The following is a 26,721-nucleotide window of genomic DNA, read 5'->3' as shown; positions in this document are numbered from 1 at the left end:
TTTCCCCGCCGCCCCCGGATAAACGGCCGCACCCCGCAGTGCCCGGGTGCGGGGTGCGGGGTGCGGGGCGGCGCGCCGGTGCCCGGCGCGCGTCAGCGTCGCTGCGCGGCGCGCGGGGCGACCAGGGCCGCCGGGGCGTCGAGGAGCGGCGGAACCGCCGGGCCACCGCGCTTGGCGTCGGGCACGGGGGCGGCCGGGGCCGGAGTCGGGGCCGGGGCCGTGCTGCCGCACAGGGCCTGGTCCTTGTACGCCCGCATCGCGGCGTCGGCCGGGTGGTCGAGCAGCTCCGTGCCGGCCTCGTTGAGGCGCTGGTACTTCATCAGGTTGTAGCCGATCGCGAACTGCCGCCTGCCCTCGGGGCTGGACAGCACCCACGTCCCGGCGCCGAAGACGGCGCCGTCGTGGCCCCACGCCGGCCCGCACGGCGTGTCCATGGAGTAGATGCCGAGGCCGTAGCGCATGGCGACCTCCCCGGACGGGGTCTTGACGTCCACGGTGGTGCGCATCTGGTCCAACTGGGCCCGCGGCAGCAGGTCGCCCTTCAGCAGGGCCCGGTAGAAGGTGCTGAGGTCCTGCGTGGTCGACACGAGCGCGCCCGCGGTACCCGCCCAGGTCATGTTGTAGTCGCTGTAGTCGCGCGGCGGGTCGATCAGCCCGTAGAAGCTCTCGTACATCCGGGCGTGCGGGCCGTGGATCTTCGGGTCGGTGCCGGGGAAGTAGGTGTTCCGCAGGCCGGCCGGGCGGATCACGTCCCGGGTGATGACCCGCTCCGGATCCTGACCGGTGACCTTGCGCAGGATCTCGCCGAGGAGGACGTAGTTGGTGTTCGAGTAGTGCCACTCGGCACCGGGTTCGCTGAGCTGCGGGCGGGCCACCCCGTATCCGATCAGCTCGGCCGGGCGCACCGTGCGGAACCGGTGGTCGTCGAGGCTTTCGGTGGTGCCCTTGAGGAGGGAGGGGAAGGCGTCCGCTATGTAGTCGTTGATGCCGCTGGTGTGGTTGAGCAGCATGCGTACGGTCACCTTGCGGCCGCGCTCTCCCGGCAGCAGCTCGGGCACGTAGTCACCCACGGGCCGGTCGAGTTCGACGCGTCCCCGGGCGGACTGCTGGAGCACGGCGACGGCGGTGAAGGTCTTGGTGACGCTGCCGACGCGGTGCCGGAAGTCCGGGCGGACCGGGCGCTTGGTGTCCACGTCCGCGAAGCCGGCCGCCCCGTCGAAGCGGGACTGCCCGTCCCGGGCCGTCGAGTAGATGCCGTAGATTCCGGCTTCGTGGACGGCCCGCAGCTTCTTGTCGAGCTCCGCCCGGTCGAGGCGGCCGGCGGCCGGAGCGGCCGCAACGGCGGTGTCCGGGCCGGCGGCGAACGCGGTGGGGGCGAGACCGGCGAGCAGGGCGACGGCGACGGCGCTCGCCGCCGCGGCACGGCGCAGCCGACGGGGGCGGCGGGGGCGGGAACGGCCGGGGCGGGAGTGGTCCACGGGTCTCTCCTGGGTCGGCGGCCCGGGTGCCGGGCCTGGTGATCACGAACACCCCGATTCTTCCGCCGCGTTCCACCCCGCTTCGTCCTCCACCGGGACGAACCGCCCGCCCCCCTTCTCAACCTCCGGGAGGAAGCGGTTCACTGACGACTCGTTACATATGTCATACCGGCGGGCGGGCCCGGACGTTCACCGGTGCCGGGACGACTTGCCGCAGCATCAGGGGCGCAGGCTGCCCTGCAGGGTCGCGGCCGCCCTGGAGCGGAGCTCGTCCGCCGAGGCGTGATCGCCGGTCGACTCGGCCCGGTTCGCCTGCCGCAGGTAGGCCAGCACCCGGACGTCGGCTCCCCGCAGCGCCGGTGCGAGGTACAGCCGGGTGGCCAGCCAGCCGCACAGGAAGCCGAACACGAAGGAGCCCGCCACCAGGGCCCCGGCGAAGGCCGCGCTGTCCGGCCGTCCGCCGAGGGCGGGCGCCAGCGCCGACGCCAGCCGCCGGAAGGCCTGCCCCAGAGCGGGGAGCTGCGTCAGCCCTGCGCCGATCAGCAGCTTGGTCAACCAGTCCGAGACCTGTTCCAGGTTCGTGTTGGGCTCGTAGAGGGTCGTCGTGGCGGCGATGCCCGCCCCGTCACCGTCGCCCCCGGGCGCGTCGCCGGACGAGATCGTGCGGGGAACGCCGAAGAGGAAGCCGATGCCTCCCCCGACCAGTGCTGCGGCCCCGAAGACCATCAGCCCGGAGCCGACCACGGCCGCCGGTTCGGCGCAGTGGACGGCGTAGAGCAGCAGGCTGAGCAGGCCTGCGGCGAGCGCTCCGGCGAGCAGGCCCACCTGCCGGGAGAACGGCGAGGGCAGCGCCCCGGACCACCGGTGGTGCATGGCGGCCTCCCGATCGCGGAACAGACGAGTGACCCGGCGCATTGCAGCACGAGCCGGCCCGCATCCCACGACCGCCACGCTCGCGCAGTGCGCCGGCCCACCCGTCAGGGCCAACCGGTCCGTTCCGCGGTTACCACTCAGCGCCTCGACGCACCCGGGGCCGGCCGCCGCGTACGGCGGTGACCTGGCGATGGTCCAGGCCGCTACCCACGCGGCGCCGACGTCCTGCGCGCGTCCCGACCGGCCTACCCCGGACGGGGGAGGCGGCGGTCGTACCGCCGGCGGCGGGCGGGCGGCCGACGGACGTGCGGCCCGTTGCGGTGCCATGCTGGTGCGACGGGAGAGGGAGGCCGCGATGGGCTGGTACGCGGACCAGGTCCTGCCACGGATCGTGAACGTCGCCTGCGGCGCCGAGGTCGCCCGGCCGCTGCGGCGGCGGGTGTGCGCGGGGCTGCACGGCGAGGTGGTGGAGATCGGCTTCGGCACGGGGCACAACGTCCCCTTCTACCCGCCGGCCGTCACCGGCGTGGCCGCGGTCGAGCCCTCCGACGTCGGGTGGAGGCTGGCCCGCGACCGGGTCCTGGCGTCCCCCGTCCCCGTACGGCGGGCCGGCCTGGACGGGCAGTCGCTGCCCTTCGAGGACGACACGTTCGACACGGCCCTGTCCACCTGGACGCTGTGCACCATCCCGGACGCGGTGGCGGCGCTGGGCGAGCTGCGGCGCACCCTCAAGCCGGGCGGCACCCTGCACTTCCTGGAGCACGGCCTGGCCCCGGCGGAGGACGAGGGCGTACGCCGCTGGCAGCGGCGCCTGGAGCCGGTCAACAAGCGGCTGCTCGGCGGCTGCCACCTCACCCGGTCGACGGTCGGCATGCTGACGGCCGCGGGCTTCGTGATCACCGCGCTCGACGTGTTCTACGAGGAGGGCGCCCCGAAACCCCTGGCCGCCGCCTCCCTCGGCACCGCCCTGTCCCCCTAGACCCATGCCGCCCCTGTAACTCCGCGGCGGGCAGGCGGTGTTCTCAGCGTTCGGGGAGGAGCAGGGCCGAAGGGGTGTGGAGGGTGATGCGGGTGGGGGTGAACTCGGTGGCCTCGGCGCGTGGTACGCCCGTGCCGGGGTTGCGGGCGTAGCGGGGGTGGGCGCCGGCGCTGATCTGCCAGCGTATGCGGTGGCCTGCGGCGAAACGGTGGGCCGCGGAGGACATCGACACGGTCACCTCGGTCGGTAGGTCCGGGGTGGACCGGACCTGGGCGACGCCGTCGCAGACGTTCGTGGACCGGCCCTCGGGGGAGACGTCGCACAGGCGGGTCACGACGTCGCAGTGGCCGGTGTCGGTGGACAGCGCCAGCCGCGCCGTGACCGGGCCGAGGATCTCCACGGGGGCCGTCAGCGGCGGCCCGGTGAAGGTGACGACGTCGTCGCGGGTCTCCAGCGCGCGGTTGTCGCGGGCGCCCGCGGTGCGGGAGAGCAGGCGGCCGCCGACGGAAGGGGTGGGGTCGGCGGGGTCGTAGCGGAAGGCGGTGAGCGGGGCCGGCTCGGCGGAGGGCCGGGCGTGGGGGCTGAGATGGGCGTCGGGGGTCGCGTACCAGGCCGTGCGGGGCGTGAGCAGCGGCCAGTCGAGCACGTCCTGCCACTCCTCGGCCCCGCTCATGTGCACCCGCACGCGGGTGGGCCGGAGCGCGGAGCGGTCGTCGTCGAGGTGGGCGCGCAGCCAGGCCAGGCTTTCGGCGAAGACCGCGGGCCAGCCCTGCTGCAGGGCGGAGGTGTGGGTCCAGGGTCCGACGAGGAGGGTGGTCTCGCAGCCGGCGCGGCGCAGCCCGTCGTACTGCTCGAAGACCTGGTCGGCCAGGACGTCGTGCCATCCGGTGACGAGGGCGGTCGGTACGGTCGTCCGGTCCGCGGCGTGGGCGAGGGAGGCGCCGTCCCAGTACGGGTCGTCGGCGTCGGGGTGCGTCATCACCCCGTCCAGCCAGGGCACTTCGCCCAGCGCGGATTCGTACGCCCTGCGCAGCGGCCGGGCCGTGGTGATGGCGCGCAGGTTCCGCTGCAGGCGCATCGTGGCCCTCAGGAAGGGGCCGGTGCCGCGGTGCTGGTAGGTCATGCCGGCGCCGACGGCCAGGGCGGTGTCCAGGTGGAGCACCCCTCCGGCGTGGAACAGGGCCCGGGGGTCGTGCAGGCCGAGCTGGACGACCATCGCCTTGAGCTCGGGCGGCGGATCCAGGGCCAGGGCCCACTGGACGTAGCCGAGGTAGCTGGGGCCGATGGCGGCGAGGCGCCCGTCGAACCAGGGCTGTTCGCGCAGCCAGGCCACGGCGGCCCGGCCGTCGGCGGGTTCGTTGCGCCAGAGGTGGAACCGGCCGCCGGACCCACCGGTTCCGCGGCAGCTCTGCAGGATCACGTGGAAGCCCTGCTCGGCGAAGAGCACGCCGTACATCGGGGACCACGGCAGGCCCCGCCCGTAGGGGGAGCGCACGAGGAGCGTCGGGAAGTCGCCCTCGCCGCGCGGGAAGTAGTGGTCGGTGATCAGCGGGCTGCCGTCGGCGGCCGGCACCTGCAGCCCCTGCTCCAGGCCGACCTCGTAGCGCTTCGCCGGCAGGCCGCGCCAGGTCGCCCGCATCAGCCGGGCGGACAGCGGCGGTTTGCCGGGCGGCTGCACCCGGGAGGGCTTCGGGGCGGGGGTGTTGACGGTTCGTGAGGACATGGTTCCACTCCCTTCTCTACGTACACTGTACGTTATTGATGCTCGGCCGCTCCCCCGGCCGCCCGGTCGCTTGCGCCGAAGGTGCGGTGTGCGGCGCGACGCGGTCCACGGCGCGGCGAGGGGCGGGCAACGGCGCCGAGACTGGAGGCGGGTCGCCCGTCGGTGGCCCAGGGCCGCTCGGGAGGGGACGTGCAGGCGAAGGCCGCTGTGGCGCTGGTTCCGTACATGGTCGTGCTGACGGTGGCGACGGGGCTGGTGGAGGCCGCCAGTCTGCTCACCCTCGGGCCGGTGTTCACGGCCATGCAGACCGGCAACGTCCTCTTCCTCGGCTTCGGCCTGGTGGGCGAGGGCGGGCTGTCGGTGGCGGCGCCGGCGGTGTCCCTCGCGGCGTTCCTCGCCGGGGCCCTGTTCGGGTCCCGCCTGGAGACCCGGCTGGAGACCGACCGGCACCGGTGGTTCGTCATCGCGCTGGTGGCGGAGGCGCTGCTGGTGGCGGCGGCCGCCGCCACCGCCTGGGGCCTGCACCCCGTTCACCGGGCCCCCACCCCGCGTCACCTCGCCACCATCGCCGTGCTTGCGACCGCGATGGGCGTCCGCAACGTCACCACACTGCGGGTGCAGGTCCCCGACCTGCCCACCACCCTGGTCACCCGGGCCATGACCACCCTCGTCGCCGGGTCCGCGCTCGGCCACGACGTCCTCCTCGCCCGCGGGCCGACCGCGACCGTCCGGCGCGCGGCCTCGGTCGGGGCGATGTTCGCGGGCGGCGTGGCGGGCGCGGCCTGGGTGCACGCCGGCTGGCCGGTGGCCGGGCTGCTGACGGTGGCGTCGGCCGTCGTGCTGCTGGTGGCGGTCGCGTACGTGCCCCGGCCTCGGCTGTACACGCGCTGAGTCGCTGTAGGGCGGGGAAGCCGGGGCCGCGGCGGTACCGGATGCCGCCGCGGGTCGGTGTCGCACGGGTGTGGCGGTCCCGGCGGCTGCCGCGGACGGTGTCGGACGGGCGTGCCAGGATCGGGTGCATGAAGATCCAGATCGCGGCGCCCGCCGACCCGCAGTCCTCCACCGCCTACACCGACTGGGCCCGCCTCCAGGGCCCCGCCGCCGAGGAGACCGCGACCGGGCTGCTCGACGAGGTGCGCCGCGGCATCCACCGCGCCCACGACAAGCCCGGCCGCTTCGTCGACGGTCTGGAGCGGCGCGTACGGGGCCTGGATCCGGCCCACCTGCCCTGGTTCTGGGACACCGTCGGACACCGGCTCATCGCCTGGCACGCCCGCTCCGCCGCCCGCGCCTACACCCTGGCCCGAACCGCCGAGCGCACGAACGGACTTGCCCCCGACCCCGACTGGCACCGGGCCAACGTGCTCGTCTTCGCCGCCGGCGGCGCCCTGCCCGCCGCCGCACTCGGCGAGCACCAGGCCTGGCTGGCCGACCGCTCGGAGCCGGCCGCCGCCCACGAGGAGTACGTACGGGTCCTGCGCGCGTGGGCCGCGTCCCCCGCCGACCTCCCCGCCGACCTGGCCCGCCGCGTCCGGCTCTCGGCCCGCGCCGCCGGGCTCGGCCCCGCCGAGGAGGCCCGCGTGCTCGGCCACGTGCTCGGCGCGGCGCAGGGCAAGGCCGTCCCCGACCGGCTGCTCGACGCCGCCCGCGAGCTGTTCGCCGCCCACCCGCAGGGCGACGCCACCGACGCCCTGCTCCTGGACCTCTTCCCCGAGACCCGCGGCGACGGTTCCGCCTGGCTGCGGCTGCTCCTCGACTGCGGCGCCGTCGACGCCGCAGTCGCCGGGCGCATCGTCCCGCAGGGCGGCCCCGGCGCATGGTTCGGCCGGTACGCGCAGCGCTACTCGCACCGTCCCGCCGGCGGGGGCGGTGTGACCCGGCAGCCGCTGCCTGACGAGCTGTTCGAAGTGCTCACCCGGCTCGCCCCGCGGCTGCGGGCCGCCGCGCCCCTCACCCTGCACGAGGACCGCTACCAGTGGCCCGGCCTGGACGCCGAGCTCCTCGACGCCTGCCTCGCCGAAGGGATCGCCGTCGCCGATCCCGGGCCGGCCGTGCCGCTCGCCCTGCGCGACGGCGACCTGCGGCGCGACCTGCTGGCGCTGGCCGCCGACCCCGTCTTCGGCGCCCGCCTGGAGGGCACCGTCCACGCCGGACTGCGCGGCTCCGGGACGGCGATCACCCGGCTCCCGCGCAACCCCGGCATCACCGCCGAGGTGCACGGCCGGGTCGAGGCCCTGCTCGACGCCCTGCGCGGCGGTGGCCTGGCCGCCGCCGACGAGGCCGTCCGCGAACTCGACGCTCTGCTGGACCGGCCCACCGCCCGCGCGCTGGACGGCATCGAGGAGGCGCTCGCCGCCCTCGACCTCACGGGCCCGCTCACCCGTGCCCTGCGCGCCGGACTGCCGGAGGAATGGGGCTGGCCGGCGCTGGAGGAGGCCGTCGCCGGCTTCGACGCCGGCGGGGGCACCGGAAGCACCGAAGCCACCGGGGTCACGGGGGTCACCTCCACCTGGCCGGTGCTCACCGTCCACGGCCGGGACCGGGCCGTGGCCGTCGACCACGCGGGCACCCGCGCCACCTGCACGTTCCGCCTTCCCGAGGACGCGGCCGCCCACGCCGTGCACTACGTCGGCGGCCGCTTCCTCGTCAGCTGGGCCTGCCGCGGCGACGCCAGATCCTTCGGCGAGCTGGCCTTCTGGTCCGACCGCCCGGACGAGGTGTTCGAGCCGGAGGAGAAACTCGGCCTGCGCCGCTACGGCGGCATGATCCAGGGCGGGCTCGGCTACCAGTTCGAGACCCCGGACGGCAGCGGGCGGTACGACGGCGAACGGGTCCTGCGGCCCGGCGGCCGCGAGGGCATCGGCTCCCACGACGTCCAGATGAGCGACGGCCGGCAGCTGTGGACCACCGAGGTCTTCGGCTCGGCGGGCAGCTGGGTGCCGGCCGACCCCGCCACGGGCGCCCGCCTCGACCCCGCCACCGGAGCCCCCCTCGACGCCGGCACCGGCGCCCGAAGGGCCGCTACCCGCCACGCCCGGCTCTCGGACGGCAGCAACCTGCCCGCCTTCCACACCGCGGCCCCGCTCCCGCCCGGCACCGCCCACTTCGGCGACCTGCTGACCCTCGCCGCCCTGCCCCCGGGCGCCCCCGCCTCCCCGCTCGGCCAGGACGGCCGGCTCGTCGGCTTCCGGGTCCTGTACCACACCCCGTACGCGGGCCCCTCCCCCACGTCGTTCGTCCTGGAGGGCATCGACGGCCGCACCGCCGCCTACCGCAGCCGGCGTTGGGGCCGCCGCCCCTGGGGCGTGATCCGGATGCCGGCCGGCGGCGAGGACGCGGTCCTGGCCGGCCAGGAGACCTTCCGCGTCCACGCCGCCGGGGACAACTCCCTGCTCTGGCAGACCCACGGCTTCCCCGGCTCCGGCAGCCGCCGCACCACCGGCTTCGGAGACGCGGCCGGCCCCTTCCCGCCACCCGCGTTCTGGCACTTCCTCACCCCCCGCTGCGAGGACTCCTCCGCCGCCCTGCGCGCGGTCTGCGACCCTGCCGTACGGGGCCTCCTCGACGCCGCCCTGCGCGGCGAACCGGACGCCGCCGTGACCGCGGCCCTGCCCGGCTCCGCCCCCGGCCGACCCCTGGAGCCCCGGATCGCGGCCGGTGCGGCCCGGGCCGCCCTGCTCGCGGCCGACGTGCTGCGGCGCCGCCGGGCCCTGTCCCACAAGGTCGCGGCGCTGCGCGCCGGGCCGGTGGTGACCCTGCCCGCCGAGACCCCCGACACCGTCCTGGTCCCGGCCCTGCACGGGCTGCTGTCCGACGCCCGGCGGCGCCACGACGAGCCCGGCCCCGCACCGCAGCCGGCCCTGCTCACCGCCGTCGCCGCCGACGGCCGCCACCTGCGGGGGGAGATCGACGACGAGACCCGCGTCCTGGCGCTGCCCGCCGCCCCCGCGGCCTGGCAGGCCCTGCTGGGCGCCGGGATCGGCGCCGCGGCCTGGCGCGCCGCCGTCGCGCCCACCTCCGACGCGGACCGGGCCGCGCTCGTCTCCCTGCTGGAGACCTGGAGCGGCCAGCCCTTCGCCGTCCGCGGCAGCACCTGGCGCACCGGCCGCGCCGCCCCCGGAGCCCTGGCCGCCCGCCGCGCCGCCGACGCCCGCCACCCGCTGGCCTCGGGCGCCGTCCGCGAGGGCACGGCCTGGTTCGTCCAGCCGTCCGCCGCGCCCGCGCCGGACGGCGCAGCCGACACCGCCGACGTCACGGTCGAGGAGGACGACGCCGCACGTCTGCCCCGGCTCCTCGCCCTGCTCGCCGAGCGGGGCCCGGTCACCGTCGGCCCCGAGGCGGTCGAGGCCTTCGCTCGGCTGACCGGCGTCCGGGTGCCCGTCGCGGCCCTGGTCCTCGCCGGCCTCCCCGGCCGCGAACGCCACGACGAGCACCTCGCCCTGCTCGGCTCCGCCCCGTACAAGGCGGGCAAGGACGTCATCCCGCTCTACGACGAGCTGTGCCGCCGGCTCGGCCCGGGCGGGCGGCGCGCGGTCCTCTCCGCCGGCCTGCCCTGCGACCCGACCGAGCTGTGGGAGCCCGCCGCCACGACGGCCGCGGCCGAGCGGATGGCCGCCGTCTGGACCGGGCTGCTGGGCGCCGAGGAGTACGCCGACGAGGAGCTCGCCACCGCCTTCGCCGCCGACCTCGGGCTCTGCGACGGCTGGGCTCGCAGCCTGCCCGCCGGACGGGCTCCCGAGGACGCGCCGTACGGCGAGGCCGGCTTCGTCCTGACCGGCAGCCGCCTCGGGGGCCTCGTCGTCGAGCACCGCGCGCCCGAGCGGTCCGTCTGGGGCTACGTCCGGCCCGGCGAGCCGGCGCACCGCACGGCCGCCTCCGTGATCGCCTGGGCGCTCACGGAACGCCCGGTCGGCGATCCCGCCGCCCGGGGCGCCCTCGACCTGTACCGACGGCTGCGGGCCCGCCTCGACGACCCGGGGACGCTCGTCCCGCTCGGCGGGTTCGAGGACCTCGCCGCCACGGCCGCCGCCGACCCGGCGTTCGTCCCGTACGGGGGCGAGGTGCGGCCCTGCCCCGAACCGCTGTGGGAGAAGGCCCCGTCCGTCTCCACCGCCGTCGACGACGGGCTGTTCGTCGTCGCCGTACCCGCCGGCGACGCCTTCCTGCGGCCCGCCGCCCTGGCCGACCCGGCCCGCCTGGCACGGGCCGAGGCCCTGGCAGCCGCCGACAGCCGGCCGTGGCTGCTGACCGAGCTGCGCCGCACCAAGCAGCTCCTCGACGGGCTCGACCGCCTCGCGGCCCGCGCCTCGACCACACCCGTTCCGGAGGGCGGCTACGAGAACGACCCGGCGCTCAGCGCCCCCGAGCTGGTGGCGGAGGTCGCCGCCGCGCTGGGTACGGGCCCCGATGCGGCGGCCCTGTACCTCCAGGTGTCGGCCCTCGCCCGGCCCACCGACCGCGCCGTACGCCGCTGGAACGGCTGGACGGCCGCCCGGCACAAGGCCGCCCAGGCGGAACTCCTGGCCACCGGAGCCGTGGAGGGCGGCAAGCGGGCCCGCGCCGGACGCACCCTGTTCGCACCGGGCCCGTGGGTCCGGCTGAAGGCGCCGCACCTGCCGGTGGAGGGCGACAAGCTCCCCGCCCACCTGGCGTCGGCATCGGGCACGATCCTGCACACGCCGCTGCTGCGCCTGCTCCCGCCACTGCCGCCGCACGAGCAGTTCGCCGGGGCGTGGGCCCGGGCCCGTACGGCGCTGTCCCGAACGGACCGGTAGCCCGCCGGCCGCGGGGCCGCCGTTCACCCGAACGGCGGCCCCGGCCGGACCCGCCTATGCTCGGACAGGGGGCACGTCCGAGCCCTGGAGGCGGTCATGTCCGAGGCGACCGATCCGGTCGCGGCCGATCTCGCGCTGAAGGCCCGCCACCGGGCCGTGTGGGCCATGGGGGACTACCCGTCCGTGGCCTCCCACGTCATCCCGGAGAACGGTGCCGAACTCGTCCGCGAGTGCGGCGTGCGCCGCGGTGACCGCGTGCTCGACATCGCCGCGGGTTCCGGCAACGCCGCCATCCCGGCCGCTCTCACCGGAGCCGACGTGGTGGCCAGCGACCTCACCCCCGAACTCCTCGAAGTGGGCCAGCACCTGGCCACGGTGCGCGGCGCCCAGCTGGAGTGGCGGGAGGCGGACGCGGAACACCTGCCGTTCGCGGACGGCGAGTTCGACGTCGTCATGTCCTGCTTCGGCATCATGTTCGCCCCGCACCACCAGACGGCCGCCGACGAGATGCTCCGGGTGTGCCGCCCGGGCGGTACGGTCGGCCTCGCCAACTGGACGCCGGACGGGTTCATCGGGCGGATGTTCACGGTGATGAAGCCGTACGCGCCCCCACCGCCGCCCGGGGCCCAGCCGCCACCCCTGTGGGGGGACGAGGAGCACGTGTACGCGCTGCTCGGCGACCGCGTCACCGACGTCGACGCACGTCGCACGACCGTCCGCGTGGACGCCTTCCCCGAGCGCGGGGACTTCCGTACGTTCTTCAAGGCCTGCTACGGCCCGACCATCGCCGTCTACCGCGCCCTCGGTGACGACCGGGACCGCGAGGCCGCCCTGGACGGCGAACTCGACGCGCTGGCCGAGGAGCACACCCGGGACGGCGCCATGGAGTGGGAGTACCTCCTGCTCACGGCGCACCGGACGAGCTGAGCACGGGGCGGCGTCAGAAGGGGTCGATCACCACGCGGCCGGTGGAGGCCGCGCAGACGTCCCAGCGGTCTCCCGTCCGGCGCAACTCCAGGACGACGGCCACGGGGGCGCCGCCGTCCGGCGGCGTGAGGTCCGCGTTGACCTCGGCCGTGCCACCGCTCTCCGTGGACGACACGATGCGGTGTCCGAAGGCCGGCGCCAGGCCGCGCAGCGTGGCCGCCGGATCCCCTTGCCCGCCCGGGCAGTCGGTTCCGGGGCCGGCCGCGGGTGCGGGCCCGCCGCGGCCCACGGCGTCGAGGTAGTCGTGCGCGGCCCGGTGCAGCGCACTCTGCCCCGACGCGCCGGTTCCGGTGACCACCACCGCCATCACGACCGCCGCCGGGACCAGCGGCAACGCCACGGCCAGCACCACGAGTCCCGCCCCTGACCGCCGTTCTCCGCGCACTGCGCCGCCTCCCTGTCCTTCCCGACCTGCCGTCTGCGCCCGGCACCCGGCGCGCCCCTCGTCGGAGAGGACGCGGCACCGCGCCCGGCCGTTCCCGCCGCACACGTGGTCGGCAGCCGCGTGAAGCAGCCGGCCCGATCCCGGCCGACGCACGGCGAAGGCCCCGGTCTCCTCGCGGAGGCCGGGGCCTTGATCGAGCGCTGGGCAGGCCTTGCACCTGCATCCCCCCACAGGAAGTGGGGTGCCTTTCCTTGGACCACCAACGCCGGTCCCACCACCGCTTCGTGCGGCGGCGAGCTCGGATCGATCCTAACCCATCCCCGCGCCCCTGGCGGAACCCAGGCCTCCGGTCGCGGGGGTGCCCGGCCGCGGCGGACGCTTGACCTGAACCAAACGTGAGCTCTTACGGTCCTGGCAGTGCCCGCGGGAGTCGACCCGGGGCGCCTGGACGAGGAGTTCACCATGACCGAGCACGCCGCGGCCGCCGCGACCCCCGACCGGTACCGCTACGCCGTGATCCCGCACATCATGGTCGATGACGCCGCCGCGGCGATCGACTTCTACCAGCGGGCGTTCGGCGCCCGCGAGGAATTCCGGATCGGCGCCCCGGGCGGCGGGATCCTGCACGCCGAGATCAGCGTCGGAGGGTCGGTCCTGATGCTGGGCGACGCCAGCGTGGACGAGGCGGAGGCCGGTGCCTTCACCTCGCCGGCCTCGCTCGGCGGCGGCACCACCGTCACGCTGCACGTCTTCGTTCCGGACGTCGACGACCTCGCGGAACGCGCGGGCGCCGCCGGTGCCGAGATCCTCCAGCCGCCGACGGACATGTTCCACGGCGATCGCACCGTCATCCTCAAGGACCCCTCGGGTCACATGTGGGTGTTCCTGACCCACCTGGAGGACGTCTCGGACGCGGATCTCCGCCTCCGCCTGTCCGCCGCCGGGTGACCGACTCCCCTCCCGTCGGAGCGGGCGAGACTGCTCTCGCACCGCGCCGGGGGGCGAGCCGGTCGGATTCCGCCGAAACCCGCAACGGTCGAGCACGGCGCCGCTACGGTTTCCCTCTCGGCGATCACGGGGGTGGAGCAGCACATGACGTCGTTGCGCAAAGGGGAGAACGCCGCGCTCACGACGGCACCGGTGGCGTTGGCCGTGTCCGTTCAGGGACTGGCCGCGGATGTCTCCGCACTGCTGCTGGGCGCGGACGGCAAGGTCCGCAGTGACGACGACCTGGTGTTCTACAACCACCCGTCCCAGGGCGGCGTGTCCGTCGACGGCTCGACGGTCACGGCCGACCTGGCACGCGTGCCGGCCGGCGTGGAGCGGGTCGCCGTCATGGCCAGCGCCGACCCGCTGCAGCCGGGGGCGGTCTTCACCCGTGCACCGCTCCTGCTGATCACCCAGCCGGGGTCCCCCACGCTGTCCTTCACCGCTCCGGACTTCACGTGCGGGGAGACCGTCGTGGTGTTGGCGGAGCTGTACCGGCGCGCCGCCGGCTGGAAGGTACGCGCCGTCGGGCAGGGCTACGCGTCGGGCCTCGCCGGTGTGGCCACCGACTACGGCGTCGACGTCGAATCCGAACCCGCGGCGACGCCGCCGCTGCCGCCGCCCGGCCGGGCGGGCGGGAATCCGAGCCCTTCGGGGTCCGAGGTGGACCTGTCGAAGGTCGAACGCCTCGCGCCGGGGCTGGTGCCCCCGGCGCGGCAGGCCGGCAGGATCCTCGCGGACCGCAGCATCGCCGACCGACGGGCCGCGGTGTACCTGATTCTGGATCACGACTGGCACATGGAGGAGCTGTACGAGTCGTTCGCCGTGCAGGCCTTCGCGGAGCGGGTCCTGGCGCTGTCGGCCAACCTGGACGGCGACGGCACCGTGCCGGTGATCTTCTCCAGCGGGGAGCAGCCGTTCCTGGAGGAGATCCGGCTGGACAACTACCGGCGGCGCATCGGGCAGTTGCACACCCAGGTGGACTGGGGGTGGGGCAACGTCGCCGCGGCGATGCGCCGTGCCGCGGGGCACTACCAGGAGTCCGGAGCCGTCGATCCCGCCTTCGTCGTGACGCAGGTCGGGGACGAGCCCCTGGACAAGGCCGAGGTCCGCGCGTTGCTGCAGAACACCGCACCGTTGGGGGTCTTCTGGCTCTTCGTCGGCTTCGGCCGGGGCAAGCTGGCGTTCTACCGGAACCTCAACGCGTCCGCTTCCGCCACCTTCACCAAGGTGGCCTTCTACGACGCGACCAAGAATCCCGGATCCGTGCCGGACGAGCGGTTCTACGCCGGCCTCGTCGAGGCCTTCGCCGCCTGGCTGCGGCGGTGAAGACGCTGCAGCAGCGGCTGGGCGGTCTCATCGCCTCCCCTCGGGCCGAGTCGGACCCGCGGCGCTGCTTCGGAACCGGCGGCGGACGCGAAGTCCCGTTCACGGGGCGCGGTTCGAGCGCCGGCGACCTGATCACCGTACAGACCCTGTCGGTCAGGATTCCTGTTCAGGCTGCGCTCGACCTCCTCGAGGGCGACCTCGGCGCCCGGGTGTCCGAGCTGCTGAGCCGCATCCCCCGCGACCGGGACATGGCCGCGGCTGCTACCCGTCTACGACCAGGCCGTCCGTTGCGCCCTCGGCCGGCCGCAGTCCTTCCGGCTGGACCTGCGAGCCGCGCTGCGCGCCGACGGCCGCGCGCTCCAGCGCGGGCCGGCGGACCTGCGGCAGGCCGCGGGCCTTCCCGGGACGGTCAGCGCGCTGCGGGTCTGCGACGTGGTGGTGTGGATGCACCACCGGTGGACCACCAGCGGGGCCGCTGCTCCTGACCGTCAGCGGACGATCTTGAAGCCGAGCCGATAGGTGCCCACGGCGGCGGAGGCGTCGATGAACATCCGCAGCATCATCTCGGTCGCCCGGGCGGTGCGGATGCCGCCCAGGTCGAGGACGTCCCGCCAGCCGAGGGCCGTCAGCAGGGCGGTCACCGCCTCCCTCGCCTCCGCGTCGTCGCCGCTGACGAAGACCGTGTGGTCGCCGTCGCCGACGGCCGCCGGGTTCGGCATGACCTCGGCGGCGAGGGTGTTGAACGTCTTGACGACCCGGGCCTGTGGCAGCGCCCGCTGGAGCTCCTCGCCGAGGCTGTCCGTGTTGACGGGGTCGAGGACGCCCCCGGCGGCGGACCAGTCGTACGGGCTGGAGACGTCCATGACGGTCCGGCCCGCGAGCAGGCCGGCCAGCGGGGTGAGCGCGCCGACGCAGGACGGCCCGTCGATGGCGTTCACCACGAGGTCGGCGCCCGGTACGGCCTCCTCGAAGGTGCGCAGGTCCAGTCCGGGGCAGCGGGCGGCCAGCCGTGCGTAGGCCGGGTTGGTTGCCGGCCAGGGTGGCAGCGGGGTCACGGGTCCCGACGGTCACCTCGTGCCCGAGGGCGAGGAAGGCGGGGGCGAGGGCGTGGCACACGCCGCCCGTCCCCAGCAGTGCGATCTTCATCCGTGGGCCTCTTCTCCGGGTGCTCCTCGGGCGCCGGTGCCTTCGGGCAGGGCGAGGACCGAGTCGATCTGAGCGCGGATCTCCTCGTCCTGGAGGAAGGCGCGGTAGTCGCCGTACGCCGTCAGCCTACGGTCCGCGGCCCGCAGGGCTGTCAGCGCCTGCCGGACCGGCCCGGAGCCGAGGTGGCCGCGGGCGGTGATCGAATCCAGAGCGTGGCCGAACCGCCCGAGGAGTTCCCCGTCCGCGGCACAGGCCAGTACGGTCGCCTCCGCATCGGCGGGCGACATCGGCCGCGGTACCCAGTGCGGGTGGTGCAGGTCCGTCTCGCCGGGGAGCAGCGGGTCCTCGCCCCAGGCCCGGAGCACGTCACGGAGGTCCCGGACGAGCCAGCCGGTCCGGGCGACCTCGTCGCGCAGGGCCTCCCGTACCGCGGGCAGGAGCAGTTGCGCATGGGCGCGCAGCGGCCGGAGGACGTCGGCGACGTCCGGCTGCCGCGGGTCGCCGATGCAGTAGCCCCGGCCCTGCATGTCCCGGTACGGCGCGACGAGCCGCTCGACGAGGTCGGGCAGGGCGCGCGGGTCCCCGATCCGGGTCAGGGCCCAGCGGGCATGGTCGCCGACGGTGCCGTCGAAGAACTCCGCCTCGCCCGGGTCGTCGAGGCGTACGGCGAGCCGGTCGGCGTGGGGTGCCGCCCGGCGGCCGAGGACGGCCAGCAGGTGTGCCGCCCGGTAGCGCACGCCGTCGTCCTCGTCCTCCAGCAGCCCGGCGGCGAGCGGCAGCACCGCGGCGGCCGGGGAGGGCCGGTCCCGCAGCAGTTTCCACGCCCCGTCGAGCGCGCACCGGCGCAGGCCCGCGTCGCCCGTGCGGCGTCCGGCCGCGGCGAGGTCGGCGACGAACGAGACCGCGGTCAGCGGGTCGTGCTGTTCCAGCAGGTGGACCACCCGGGACACGACGTCGTCGCGGTCGTACGGGTACTCGCAGCCGATCTCGTACCAGACCTTCTCGAACTCCGGGGCGAGGGCCGGGTCGGCGAGGAGTTCCAGCAGCACGGGCAGGGCGCGCTGCGGTGTCCGGGGGTCGAGGGGCGCCGCGGCGATCACGGCCGTGACCCGTAGGACGCGGTCGTCGCCGTGGAGGAGGCCGTCCAGCAGTGCTCGTACTTCGGCGGCCGGGCCGTCGGAGGCCGCGGCCCTGCCCAGGGCCAGCAGCAGGGGCACTCGGACCGAAGGGTCCGTTTCCTGCTGCCACCGCTCCAGCAGGGCGGCGGCCCGGTCGGCGATGAACCGCAGTGCGGTGCGCCGTACTTCCGGGTCGGGGTCGGCGAGCAGGGTCCTCAGGCGGGGCCACTGCTGCCGCCAGGCCGTGGCCCGGGGGTGGTCGGCCGCGCCGTGGGCGAGGTCGGCGAGGAGTTCCAGCAGGAACGGCCGGCCGACCGTGTCCGGGTCGAGCGCGAGGTCCACCAGGAACGGCAGGGCGGCCGTGCCCGCTTCGGTGACCCGGCCGGGCTCCAGCAGGAGGTCCTGTAGGTCGCCCTGGGTCCGCTCGAGCGTGCTGGTCGGGGTGGCGGCGTCCGCCCGTGCGATCCGGCGCAGCACCTTCGGTATCTCCGTGGCCGAGCAGCCGGGCCGTTCCGCTTCCAGCTCGTGCCAGTCCACCGTGTCCAGCCCCTGCAACGGTCCCCCCGGAGGTCGCGCGGGCCCGCCCCGCTCCCGGCATCCTGCCATCGCGGCGGCGGCCGTGCGACGCCGCGGGGCGGGGGTCAGGCCGCGGCCCGCCAGTAGCCGAGGCTGTTGACACGCTGCTTGGGCAGGCCGAGGTCCTTGCGGAGGTAGCCGCTCAGGGTGCGGGTGGTCACGGTGTCGCAGGCCAGCCACACGTACGCCGACTCCGGGTCGGAGGCCAGGTCCGGCAGTTCGGCGCGGATCCGCTCGACGAGGGCGGCGCCGTCGCCGGAGCGGGGGACGCGGCGGATGTCGTGCCGGTCGGGGTCGAGGCGCACCGGCAGGTCGGCGTCCGCCTCGTGCTGGGTCTCGAACCAGATCGTGGCCGGGGTCTGCGGGTAGGCGTCCAGCAGGGAGTTGATGGCCGGGAGGGAGGCCGGGTCGCCGATGACCAACAGCCGTTCGGGCGCCGGTGCGGGGGCGGTGAAGCCGGTGCCCTGGACGGTGGCCTCGACGGTGTCGCCGGGGGCGGCGTTGCGCGCCCAGTCGCTGGCCACGCCGTCGTGGAGGGCGAACTCCAGGGCGAACGCGCCCGCCTCGGCGTCGGGGTCGACGAGGGTGTAGGCGCGCTGGTGGGGTTTGCCGTCGTCGTCGAACCACAGCCGGACCCACATGGTCGGGTGCAGGGACTCCCCCGCGGCCGCGAGCAGCCCGCCGTCGCTGAACCACACCCGGCGGTAGTGCGGGGTGACCTGCTCGGCTCCCGTGACCGTGAACGTGAAGTCCTTGCCCCTCAGCAGCTTGAGGACCACGCCCTCCCAACCCTTGGCGACGCCCATGTCCGCCCCTTCCCCTGAACCCCGATACAGTTAGGCGAGCCTAACCTAATGCATCTGGGCGTCGATGTGTGCACCGCCCCGCACGCCACCGCCCTACGACAGGTACGACACGAAGGAACAGAACACCGTATGAGACCCGACTCCACCGCCCTCGTATCCCCGCGCGCGGACGTCCACACCGAGACCGTCCAAGGCTTCGGCACCGTCCGCTTCACGCCCGTCGACCCCGCGGCGGACTCCGCCGTGCTGCACTCCTGGGTCGTCGAGGAGCGCGCATCGTTCTGGGGCATGAACGGCGCGAGCCGTGAACTGGTCCAGGAGATCTACGAGGACGTGGACCGCCGCGACACCCATCACGCCTTCATGGTCCGGCTGGACGACGAGCCGGTGGCGCTGTTCCAGACGTACCAACCGGAGGAGGACCGGGTCAGCGAGTGCTACGAGGTGCGGGAGGGCGACATCGGCGTCCACCTGATGCTGGCCCCGGCGGCCGGCCGACCCCGCCCGGGCTTCAGCCGCACCCTCGTCGGGTCGCTCATCCGCTTCACGTTCCGCGACCCGGCGGTCCTGCGTGCGGTGGGCGAACCCGACGCCCGCAACGAGAAGGCCCTCGCCATGCTGGACCGGCTCGGCTTCGTCCGGCACGGGGAGATCACCCTGCCGGAGATCGACCTGCCCGAGGTGTACCTCCCCGAGAAGCAGGCCGTGCTGGCCTTCCTCGACCGCCCCGAGGTGCTGCCGGCCCCGGAGGTCGGCACCGTGCTCTCCCCGTAGCCGCAAGCCGCCCCGGAATCCGCTTCCGCTTCCGCTTGTCTGCGTCGCTGCCCGCGGCGGCGTTCCGTACGGTGGCCGGCCGTCTCGGCGCGCCGCCGGCACGGCCCGCTCCGGAATCGCTAGCGTTCGCCGTCCGATCCGCCGACCGGCGGGCCTCCGGCCCGTCGGTCCGCCCGGCCCTGGGAGTAGGCGTGCTCCGTCTTGCCACTGCGCTGACCCTGCTGACGACGCTGGTTTCGGGTGCTGCCTGGGCCGGTCCGCCGGCGCCCGCCGACCGCTCCGCGCCGGGCAGCGGGACGAACGTCCTGGTCGTCGGGATCGACAGCCGCGCCGGGCTGTCGAAGGCGGACAAGGAGCGGCTGCACGTCGGGGGCACCGGGTGCAACTGCACCGACGTCATGATGCTGGTGCACCTGTCGCAGGACGCCCGTCGGGCCAGCATCGTGTCGATCCCGCGCGACTCGTACGTCGAGTACGCGGACGGCAGCGGCGTCCTCGGCAAGATCAACGGCGCGTACGCGCGCGGCCGCGGTCCGCTGACGGTCAGGACCGTCGAGAAGGCGACCGGCCTGCGCATCGACCACTACCTCGAAACCGGGTTCACCGGCTTCGAACGGGCCGTCAACGGGCTGGGCGGAGCGGCCCTGTGCACCGACAAGCCCCTCAAGGACGAGAACTCCGGCCTCGACCTGACCCCGGGCATGCACCACGCCGACGGCAACGGCGCCCTGCGCTACGTCCGCGCCCGGCACGTCGATCGCCCGGGGGACCTCGGCCGCGTCCGGCGCCAACAGCGCGCCGTCTCGGACCTGCTGACCCGCCTCACCGTCGAAGGGGCCCTGGCCGATCCCCTCACCGCCGCGGAGACGGCCCGCACCCTGCTCCTGTCGGTACGCACCGACACCGGCACCGACCTCGCCGACCTGGTCCGGCTGGGCACGGCCTTCGGTCGGCTGCGGCCGGAGCGGACCGAGTTCGCGACCGTCCCGATCAAGGCCTTCGACCACCGGGTGCCCGGCGTCGGGTCGACCCTCCTGTGGGACGAGGAACGCTCCCGTGCCCTGTGGGCGGCCCTGGCCGCGGACCGGCCCGTCACCGGCGACCGGCGCATCCAGCCCGTCCCCGAGACCCCGGCGCCCACCAACCCCGCCGGGATCAAGGTCCGGGTGGACGACGGCGCCGTGGCGGCGGCCCTGCTGGCCGGCGGGTTCGTCGTCACCGACACCTCCGCCGCGGCGCCGAAGGCCCGCCCGGGGGGCCCGCCGATGATCCGGTACGCGCCCGGGCGGGAGAGCGACGCGGCCACCCTGGCCGCGGCCCTGCCGGGCGCCCGCCGGCAGGTCGTGCCGGGCCACGACGCGTACCTCGACGTGGCCGTCGGCGCCCGGGCCGTCACCGTCAAGCCGGTCACCTACGACCGGAACGCCGTCGAGGGCGCCCCGGTCACGGCCGACCGTCTCGGTTGCCTCGCCACCACCCGGTGACGACCTGGTGAACGGGTGACCCGCAGACCCGGTTCCGTCCGGATCACCGCCCGCCGGGCGCTGCCACGGCCGGAGGCGGGGGCGACCCGGGGGCGTAGTCGAGCATGGCCGTACGGACCTGCTCCAGATAGGGCCGGACGCGGTCGAGCTCGGGTCCCTGCCGTTGCACGATCCACGTGGCCGTGCGGTAGGCGGCGGCGAGGTTGAGGGCCGGGTCGCCGGGCACGCCCTCCAGTTCGGGGGCGAGGGCGCAGAGCATCCGGCCCATGGCGGGGATCGAGTCCTCGGGGGTGAACGGCGGCTTCGGCACCGTGTGCTGCCGGTCGGGCGGCAGGTAGTAGCGCAGGACCCGCGGCGTCCAACGGGCGATGCCGTACTCGTCCTTGGCCGGGTCGCTGAGCCCGGGGTCGAACCCGCTCTCGGCCCTGAGCATGGCCGCCACCAGCACGGGGGTCACCTGCGGGACGTGGCAGGTGGTGCCCGCCTCGACGATCAGGGCCCGGTAGCGCTCCGGGACGTCCGAGTCGGCGCGCAGCCACCGCCCGTCGTCGGGGAGTCGGGGGTCCGTCGCCGCCAGGTCCGCGGCCGCGGAGCGGGTCCCGTCGGAGCCGGGAGCGGCGGCGTTCCGGGGTCTGGTGTCCCCGGCGGCGAACGCGCCGAGCGTGAGGAGGCCGGCCAGGAGGACGAGACCGGCCGCACGGCGGCGCCGGGCCGTCGGCCCCGGCGGCACAGGGCTTGGAAGGGCGGGGACCACGGGGGCGGGGGCCTGCGCCGGCGCGGTGACGAGGCGGTGGGTGTCGATGCGGCGCCGTTCCCATTCCTCCGGGTCGCCTCCGCAGGCGTTCACGAAGGCGGCCAGCACGGCGGCGCTCGGCAGGCGGTGGCCGGCCGTGGCCTCGGCCAGGGTGGAGGCGGAGTAGTGGGCCCGGGCCGCCAGTTGGCGGTACGGCGGGCTCCCGGCCTGCCGCCGCAGTTCCCGTAGGTCGTGGGCGAACCGGGCCAGGGGCCCCCGGTCGGGGTCGAGCGGCTGTTCCCGGCGTCCCATCTCTCGTTCCTCCTCGTCCGTGGGCAGCGCGTCGGCGGCGCGGCGGACGCCGGGATGTCCGGCGGTTGTCCGGGAACCGTTCGGCAAGGTCACCGGGCCGGGACACGGACCGCGTCACCCGTTTGAATGACGACGGATCACATCCGGCGTGGGGGGGTGCGGCCGCGGCGTCCGGGAACCCATCCAACCCGCATGGGGGTGCGGCGCGGAGCCTTTCCCCCGTGCGCGGGCTGTGCGGTGTTTCACAGACCTTCGGGTCAGCCTGGCCGTGGGGGCCCTTGCCAAGGGGGCCGCTGCGGCGCCGCGCCCCTCGTGCACGGCCGGCCGGACCGCCACCACCGGCACCCCATGGCCGGATGTGACCACTCCTCTCCCCCGCCGAGCCCCTCCCACCACCAAGGAGACGACGTGCCCCCGATCACACCCCAGGTCCGGTTCTCCGCGGCGGCCGCTGCCGTCTGCGCCGCGGTGCTCGCGCTGTCGTTACCGGCCCAGGCCCGTGCCGCCCAGTCCACCGCACTGCCCGGGACCCGGCCGCAGCCCCAGAGCCAGCCCCAGACCCAGATCCGGGCCCGGTCCGAGGCTCCCTCCCCCGCCGCCGACGACCACGGCGCCACGCTGGCGGCGTTGAAGACCTTCCAGTCGAACGCCGGCCCGGGCGCCGCGGTCCACGCCGGCGACGCCACGGGCTCCTGGAAACTCTCCGTCGGCACGGGAACCATCAACACCGACCGGCCGATCCAGCCGACCGAGCACTACCGCATCGGCAGCCAGACCAAGGTCTTCACCGCGGTGGCCGTGCTGCAACTGGTCGACGAGGGCAGGGTCGCCCTCGACGCGCCCGTCGAGCGGTACCTGCCGGGCGTGGTCACCGGGAACGGGCACGACGGCAACGCCATCACCGTGCGCCACCTGCTCCAGCACACCAGCGGGATCCCGGTCAACAACGCACCCCTCCCGCGAGCGGATCCGGACGGCACGTACGCTCTGGCGGCGCTCGTCGAGGACGGGCTGCGTCGGCCGTCGGCCGCCGCTCCGGGCAGCGCTTTCCAGTACTCCAACACCAACTACGAGATCCTCGGCATGCTCATCGAGAAGGTGACGGGCGGGCGCGCCCACGAGGTGATCACGCACCGCGTCATCGAACCGCTCGGCCTGACAGGGACCCGCTTCCCGGCACCCGGCGACCGGAGCCTGCCCGCCCCCACCGTGCGCGGGTACCACGGCGTCCGGGTGGGCTCGTTCTTCTTCTGGACCGACGTACTGTCCTTCGAGCCCTCCTTCTTCAGCACCGCCGGCGCGATGGTCTCCACCCAGCAGGACCTGACCGCCTTCTACCACGCGCTGCTCGGCGGCAGGCTGATGTCGCCTGCGGGCCTGGCGGAGATGAAGCGTGCGGTCGCCGTCGGGGACGCGGCCGCCGGCTGGGGGTACGGGCTCGGGCTGATCCGGCAGCCGCTGCCGTGCGGGGGCGTGGCCTGGGGGCACAACGGCATGGTGCCGGGGTACTACACGCAGACGCTGGTCACGGAGGACGGTCGGCACGCCGCCGTGGTGACCAACGCGCACCTCGCCACCAACATCCCCGCGGCGCAGATGGAGCAGGTACTGGACTCGGCGCTGTGCGAACGGAAGTGACCGCCGGGATCCCCGCGACCTGAGGCGTTCCGCGGACGCCGGTGCACACGGCGACACCACGGGACGAAGGGGACTAAGATGATGATCAGGGGCCCGGGTACCGTTTCCCCCGTCGGTATCCGGGCCCCTTCGTGTCCCGAGGGACACCGCAGAGGGGCCCCGGTTCTCCCGGGGCCCCTCTGCGCGTCGTACGGGCTCGCCCCGCCCCACCCCCGTGGGGGCAGAGCGAGCCCGGTCATGGGCGCCCGGTCACGTGGTGAGCGCGGGCGGCTGCGCGGGCTTGGGGAGCTTCCGCGCCAGGTGCCTGGCCAGGTCGATGACCGTGCGGTCGGCCAGGTAGGGGCCGATGATCTGGACGGCGAGGGGCAGGCCCTCGGCCGTCCGGCCCGCGGGCATGACCACGGCCGGCAGGCGGACGTGGCCGGCCAGGTTCAGCCACGCCGTCTGGTCGAAGTACGGGCGCTTCTGCCCGTCGACGGTGATGAACCGGTCCGGGACAGGGGTGGACGTCTGGTCGTCGACGCAGGTGCTGGGGACGGCCGGGGTGATGAGGACGTCGTGGGTGGTGAAATAGTCGGCCCAGTGGCCGCGCAGCTTCTCGCGTTCCTCGTTGGCGCGCAGCCAGTCCCGGTGTCGCATCGTGCGGGAGTGCAGGAAGATTCCGCTCGGGTCGTCGGCGGGGATCCTGTCGGCGGCGGCGATGTCGTCGGCGAAGCCGGCGTCGGTGGCGGTGGCGCTGGCCGTCGCGAACATCAGGCGCTGGAAGAGCCTGTCGCTGTCGGCGAGTTGCACGGGCCGGGTGGTGCCGTCGACGGCGGCGCCGGACGAGCGCAGGATCCCGGCGATCTCGTCGAGGAGCTGCCGGATCGATGCGTCGACGTGGCAGTACGGGTCGTCCTGCCACATGCCGACGCGGTAGTCCGCGAGGCGGCGGCGCCGCGGCGCGGGCAGCTCGATCCGCCAGGCGGCGGCCTCGGCGGGGGCCGGTGCGGCCAGGACGTCGAGGAGGACGTCGAGGTCGTCCGCGGTCCGGGCGATCGGGCCGAGGGTGAGCATGTCGGAGCTGGACAGCCAGCCCGGCGGCCGGGGGATGTGGCCGCGGGTGGGGACGATGCCGCCGCTGGGGCGCAGGGCGTACACGCCGCAGTAGGCGGCCGGGAGGCGGAGGGAGCCGGCGAGGTCGGAGCCGATCTCCAGGCTGCTGATGCCGGCGGCGACGGCCGCGGCCGGGCCGCCGGAGGAGCCGCCCGCGGTCTTGGTGCCGTCGTACGGGTTCTTCGTCGTGCCGAACAGCGGGTTCGAGGTCTGCAGGTCCTGGCACAGGACCGGGACGTTGGTCTTGCCGACGATCACGGCGCCGGCGGCGCGCAGCCGGGCGACGGCGTCCGCGTCCCGGTCGGGGACGTGGTCGGTGAGGTCGGGTGCGCCGCAGGTGCTGCGCAGCCCCTTCGTCTCCAGGGCGTCCTTGACGGTGACGGGCAGGCCGTGGAGCACGCCGAGCGGTTTGCCGGTCCTGGCCAGGTGTCGGTCGGCGGCGTCGGCCGCGGCGCGGGCGCCTTCGGCGTCCAGGGTGATGACGGCGTTGAGGCCGGGGTTGGTCCTGTCGATGTGCCGGAGGTACTGCTCCAGCAGGTCGCGGCTGGTGGTGGTGCGGCGGCGCAGTGCGGCGAGCTGGTCGCGGGCGGGCGCCAGGTGCAGGGGCGTGCTCGGGGAGGCGGCGGCCCGGGACCGGGCGGCCGCGGTCATGGTGGCCATGGACGCCGCCGCGGCGACGGCGGTGGAGGCGATGAGCAGGGTGCGTCGGAGGATCACGAACGGGCTCCTGAGGTGGCGCTGCGGACGTCGGTTGCGCTGCGGCGGCTCTGGGCCGTGGGAGGTCTGAAGTGCGCGGCGACGCGCTGGAGGTGCGCCAGCTCGTCCTCGGTCGTGGCGAGGGCGAGTTCGGCGTCGGCGTACTCGGCGGGCGTGTCGACGGGGTCGTCGGCCGCGTGGCGGACCAGCGCGGCACGGATCTGGTCGGCGGTGACGGCGGCGGCGAACTCGGCGGCGGAGAGGCCTTCGCCGGCGCGGCGGGCCTCCGACTCCGCCCGTACGGCCGGGTCGAGGTAGCGGCGCATCAGCTTCTGGCCCTGGCGGATCTCGACGCGGCGGCGCAGCAGGGGGAAGTGGGCGCTGCGGCCGCGCAGGATGTCCTGGCCCTGGCGGGTCGGGCGGCGCAGCGTGATGCCGGGGTCCGCCTGGTCGAGGGCGGACCACAGGGGGCCCAGGCGGCGGTGGCTGAGGTGGGCGGCGGCCCAGTCGCGGGCGCTGCCGGCGCGCCGGGCGACGGTCGGGATGAGGTAGCCGATCTGGGTGAGGGTGGCGCCGATGTCCCCGCAGGCCCAGGCGAACCCGTTGAGGTTGCTGACGCTGAATCCGGTCTCGGCGCCGATGACGGCGGCGATGCGGATGCCGCTGTAGCCGAGGGTGATGACGGCGCCGACGGTGACGAGGCGCAGGCTGAACGCGATCGACGGGGTGGTGGCGGTGCGGGCGTACTTCCAGCAGGACACGGCGAGGTAGGTCTCGGCGACGCTGTACGTGCCGAAGTAGAGCAGCACGTAGGCCTGGAAGACGGGGTCGTGCGCGTAGTACAGGGAGAAGTCGGTGGGCCGGGTCGTGGCCGGGGTGAGCGAGGCGAACAGCACGGCCATGGCGGTGATGACCGCGGCGGCCGCGGCGAGCAGGAGCCGGCTGCGGCGGCGGGCCGCGTCGCGGGGCTTCGACCAGTGGGCGAGGACGGTGGCCTGGAGGGCCAGGACGACGATCACGAAGCCCTGGGCGATCGGCACCACGATGTTCGGGACGCCGAGGAGGCCGTCGACGCGCACCCACACCCAGGTGAGGGAGACGGCGTAGCTGAGCGCGGAGAAGCCGTACGTGAAGGCGAGGGCGACGAGCGCCGGGTCGCGGCGGCTCTTACCCAGGTCACGTATGAGGATGAGGAATCCCGTACCGGCGATGGCCAGGCACAGGGGGTGAAGGATGTCTTTCACGGGTCCCTGTCGGTCAGCGCAGCAAGGTGCGGGTGATGGGGTCGGCTTCCCGGGCGTCCGCCGGGTGGGAGGTGCTCACGTGCTCCTGGAGGAGGGAGCCGAGGAGTTCGGCTTCGAACTCCTCCGGCTCGTTGTAGCGGGTCCGGCCGAGGACGAGTTGGACGGTGGCCGGGTCGATGTCGGTGATGAGGCCGCCGAGGCTGCCGGCCTCCACGGAGGTGTTGCCGCGGTGCCGCTTGAGCATGTGGCCGAACTCGTGGCCCACGATGATCTCGGCGTGGGCGCGGCTGATGGCGGTGTCGTAGAAGACGTAGTCCGTCTCGCCGGTGGCGAGCCACAGGCCGCACGGGGCGGAGGCGTCGAGGGAGTCGGGGTCGGCCGGGTCCGACACGAACGGCATGAGCCGGATCGAGCGGCCGAGGTAGTCCTCCATGAAGGGCACCAGGTCCAGGACGCTGTCGACCGCGGGCAGGCCGAGGTTGCCGACGAACTCCCGGTTCCGGCGCTCGACCTCGTAGGCCTCGTCGGCCTTGCGGCCGGCGCGGCGGCTACGACGGCTGAGCCACATGGGGGTTCCTCCTCTC

The 26,721-nt window shown here is 75.0% G+C and carries 20 protein-coding genes and 1 pseudogene; 10 read left to right on the top strand and 11 right to left on the bottom strand.

Translation table 11 applies throughout. The annotated features are described in order from the left end of the window. Positions 1–92: 92 nt before the first annotated feature. Both ACSHWO_RS32225 and ACSHWO_RS32220 read right to left on the bottom strand, forming a co-directional pair. Positions 93–1,478 carry a serine hydrolase domain-containing protein gene (locus ACSHWO_RS32225; protein ID WP_438317657.1) on the bottom strand — a complete coding sequence of 462 codons (1,386 nt, stop codon included), beginning with the start codon at positions 1,476–1,478 and terminating at the stop codon, positions 93–95. Between the two features lie 219 nt (positions 1,479–1,697). Beyond that, positions 1,698–2,351 carry a hypothetical protein gene (locus ACSHWO_RS32220; RefSeq protein WP_438317654.1) on the bottom strand — a complete coding sequence of 218 codons (654 nt, stop codon included), beginning with the start codon at positions 2,349–2,351 and terminating at the stop codon, positions 1,698–1,700. A 355-nt stretch (positions 2,352–2,706) separates the two neighbouring features. Between ACSHWO_RS32220 and ACSHWO_RS32215 the strand changes: the two genes are divergently transcribed. Then, a complete protein-coding gene (locus tag ACSHWO_RS32215) occupies positions 2,707–3,330 on the top strand; it encodes a class I SAM-dependent methyltransferase (protein WP_438317651.1) in 624 nt (207 codons plus the stop codon). A gap of 43 nt (positions 3,331–3,373) precedes the next feature. Here the strand turns inward: ACSHWO_RS32215 and ACSHWO_RS32210 are convergent, their stop codons facing one another. Beyond that, the gene (locus ACSHWO_RS32210) at positions 3,374–5,053 is read right to left on the bottom strand and encodes a CocE/NonD family hydrolase (protein WP_438317648.1); all 1,680 of its coding nucleotides are present in this window, start codon (positions 5,051–5,053) and stop codon (positions 3,374–3,376) included. A 189-nt stretch (positions 5,054–5,242) separates the two neighbouring features. On the opposite strand from ACSHWO_RS32210, the gene ACSHWO_RS32205 reads away from it, so the two are divergent. The 3 genes from ACSHWO_RS32205 to ACSHWO_RS32195 all read left to right on the top strand — a co-directional run bounded on the left by ACSHWO_RS32205 (position 5,243) and on the right by ACSHWO_RS32195 (position 11,754). Continuing rightward, positions 5,243–5,944: a YoaK family protein gene (locus tag ACSHWO_RS32205; protein WP_438317645.1), complete on the top strand. Its 702-nt coding sequence runs from the start codon at positions 5,243–5,245 to the stop codon at positions 5,942–5,944. A gap of 128 nt (positions 5,945–6,072) precedes the next feature. After that, positions 6,073–10,827: a hypothetical protein gene (locus ACSHWO_RS32200; RefSeq protein ID WP_438317642.1), complete on the top strand. Its 4,755-nt coding sequence runs from the start codon at positions 6,073–6,075 to the stop codon at positions 10,825–10,827. A gap of 96 nt (positions 10,828–10,923) precedes the next feature. After that, positions 10,924–11,754 carry a class I SAM-dependent methyltransferase gene (locus ACSHWO_RS32195; RefSeq protein WP_385805644.1) on the top strand — a complete coding sequence of 277 codons (831 nt, stop codon included), beginning with the start codon at positions 10,924–10,926 and terminating at the stop codon, positions 11,752–11,754. Between the two features lie 13 nt (positions 11,755–11,767). Here ACSHWO_RS32195 and ACSHWO_RS32190 read toward each other — a convergent pair whose 3' ends face one another. Next, entirely contained in the window at positions 11,768–12,199 is a 432-nt protein-coding gene (locus ACSHWO_RS32190) for a hypothetical protein (protein WP_438317639.1), read from the bottom strand. Positions 12,200–12,661: 462 nt separating this feature from the next. Between ACSHWO_RS32190 and ACSHWO_RS32185 the strand changes: the two genes are divergently transcribed. The 3 genes and pseudogenes from ACSHWO_RS32185 to ACSHWO_RS32175 all read left to right on the top strand — a co-directional run bounded on the left by ACSHWO_RS32185 (position 12,662) and on the right by ACSHWO_RS32175 (position 15,034). Then, complete coding sequence (locus ACSHWO_RS32185) at positions 12,662–13,147, top strand: VOC family protein (protein ID WP_361087481.1); 486 nt, start codon at positions 12,662–12,664, stop codon at positions 13,145–13,147. Between the two features lie 144 nt (positions 13,148–13,291). Continuing rightward, positions 13,292–14,515 carry a VWA domain-containing protein gene (locus tag ACSHWO_RS32180; protein WP_438317636.1) on the top strand — a complete coding sequence of 408 codons (1,224 nt, stop codon included), beginning with the start codon at positions 13,292–13,294 and terminating at the stop codon, positions 14,513–14,515. Beyond that, positions 14,512–15,034: pseudogene (locus ACSHWO_RS32175) on the top strand (DUF6308 family protein). The gene ACSHWO_RS32180 and the pseudogene ACSHWO_RS32175 overlap by 4 nt, the downstream one beginning before the upstream one ends. Here ACSHWO_RS32175 and ACSHWO_RS32170 read toward each other — a convergent pair. The 3 genes from ACSHWO_RS32170 to ACSHWO_RS32160 form a co-directional block, all read right to left on the bottom strand. Next, positions 15,004–15,570 carry an NADPH-dependent F420 reductase gene (locus tag ACSHWO_RS32170; RefSeq protein ID WP_438317633.1) on the bottom strand — a complete coding sequence of 189 codons (567 nt, stop codon included), beginning with the start codon at positions 15,568–15,570 and terminating at the stop codon, positions 15,004–15,006. The pseudogene ACSHWO_RS32175 and the gene ACSHWO_RS32170 overlap by 31 nt on opposite strands. Before the next feature lie 87 nt (positions 15,571–15,657). Then, entirely contained in the window at positions 15,658–17,316 is a 1,659-nt protein-coding gene (locus ACSHWO_RS32165) for a hypothetical protein (protein WP_438317630.1), read from the bottom strand. 104 nt (positions 17,317–17,420) lie between these two features. Further along, positions 17,421–18,161 (bottom strand): siderophore-interacting protein, encoded by a 741-nt coding sequence (locus ACSHWO_RS32160; RefSeq protein ID WP_361086993.1) that lies wholly within the window; start codon positions 18,159–18,161, stop codon positions 17,421–17,423. Between the two features lie 129 nt (positions 18,162–18,290). Between ACSHWO_RS32160 and ACSHWO_RS32155 the strand changes: the two genes are divergently transcribed. After that, positions 18,291–18,935 (top strand): GNAT family N-acetyltransferase, encoded by a 645-nt coding sequence (locus ACSHWO_RS32155; protein ID WP_385805653.1) that lies wholly within the window; start codon positions 18,291–18,293, stop codon positions 18,933–18,935. 191 nt (positions 18,936–19,126) lie between these two features. Beyond that, complete coding sequence (locus ACSHWO_RS32150) at positions 19,127–20,419, top strand: LCP family protein (protein WP_438317626.1); 1,293 nt, start codon at positions 19,127–19,129, stop codon at positions 20,417–20,419. Positions 20,420–20,462: 43 nt separating this feature from the next. Here ACSHWO_RS32150 and ACSHWO_RS32145 read toward each other — a convergent pair whose 3' ends face one another. Further along, positions 20,463–21,464, bottom strand: coding sequence for a helix-turn-helix domain-containing protein (locus ACSHWO_RS32145; RefSeq protein WP_438317623.1), 1,002 nt, complete (start codon positions 21,462–21,464; stop codon positions 20,463–20,465). Positions 21,465–21,872: 408 nt separating this feature from the next. Between ACSHWO_RS32145 and ACSHWO_RS32140 the strand changes: the two genes are divergently transcribed. Then, the gene (locus ACSHWO_RS32140) at positions 21,873–23,102 is read left to right on the top strand and encodes a serine hydrolase domain-containing protein (protein WP_438317620.1); all 1,230 of its coding nucleotides are present in this window, start codon (positions 21,873–21,875) and stop codon (positions 23,100–23,102) included. A gap of 249 nt (positions 23,103–23,351) precedes the next feature. Here the strand turns inward: ACSHWO_RS32140 and ACSHWO_RS32135 are convergent, their stop codons facing one another. The 3 genes from ACSHWO_RS32135 to ACSHWO_RS32125 are packed head-to-tail and all read right to left on the bottom strand — an operon-like array spanning position 23,352 to position 26,705. Next, positions 23,352–24,914, bottom strand: coding sequence for an amidase (locus ACSHWO_RS32135; protein ID WP_438317617.1), 1,563 nt, complete (start codon positions 24,912–24,914; stop codon positions 23,352–23,354). Next, the gene (locus ACSHWO_RS32130; RefSeq protein WP_361086975.1) at positions 24,911–26,137 is read right to left on the bottom strand and encodes an MAB_1171c family putative transporter; all 1,227 of its coding nucleotides are present in this window, start codon (positions 26,135–26,137) and stop codon (positions 24,911–24,913) included. Before ACSHWO_RS32130 ends, ACSHWO_RS32135 begins: the two co-directional genes overlap by 4 nt. 13 nt (positions 26,138–26,150) lie before the next feature. Next, positions 26,151–26,705 carry a hypothetical protein gene (locus ACSHWO_RS32125; RefSeq protein WP_438317613.1) on the bottom strand — a complete coding sequence of 185 codons (555 nt, stop codon included), beginning with the start codon at positions 26,703–26,705 and terminating at the stop codon, positions 26,151–26,153. Positions 26,706–26,721: the final 16 nt, after the last annotated feature.

This window comes from Streptomyces pallidus (ex Mingjun et al. 2026) (assembly GCF_051550185.1).
In the GTDB taxonomy this organism is placed as follows: domain Bacteria; phylum Actinomycetota; class Actinomycetes; order Streptomycetales; family Streptomycetaceae; genus Streptomyces.
This window is presented reverse-complemented; position numbering and strand designations above follow the sequence as displayed.